The following is a 456-nucleotide window of genomic DNA, read 5'->3' as shown; positions in this document are numbered from 1 at the left end:
GTGCCGCTTCGTATTGATTTTTGATCGCATCAAATTGTGAGCGACTGACTGCATTTACTGGCAATAATTGCTGATAACGCTGATATTCTTGCGCTGCAATTTTTGCTGCTGCTTGTGCGCTGTCTAGCTGTGCTTTAGCTGCATTAAGTTGTAACTGAGCATCTTTAACATCTAACTTCGCTAATACTTGCCCAACTCTGACTCGATCACCAACATCAACAAAGCGTTCGGTAATTTGTCCTCCAACACGAAATGCCAATGCCGTTTGCTGACTCGCCTGTACATCACCTGCATAGCTTTTTTGATCAATATGATTACTACTCGGTTGCGCGACCATGACATAAGGAATTTCTTCCGTCTTTGGAACCTCTTTTTGACATGCTGTTAAAGTGACACTGCTGAGTACGAGCAATCCCACAATTACATGATTTAGCAGATTCATCTCTTTTTCGCTCT

The 456-nt window shown here is 42.5% G+C and carries 1 protein-coding gene; it reads right to left on the bottom strand.

Going from position 1 to position 456, the window contains the following annotated elements; genetic code table 11:
• Positions 1–442: efflux RND transporter periplasmic adaptor subunit (locus tag GBI16_RS18480; RefSeq protein ID WP_151707642.1), on the bottom strand; the 442-nt coding region annotated here is incomplete at its 3' end.
• Between the last annotated feature and the right edge of the window lie 14 nt (positions 443–456).

This window comes from Acinetobacter sp. TUM15064 (assembly GCF_008980265.1).
Lineage (GTDB): Bacteria > Pseudomonadota > Gammaproteobacteria > Pseudomonadales > Moraxellaceae > Acinetobacter.
This window is presented reverse-complemented; position numbering and strand designations above follow the sequence as displayed.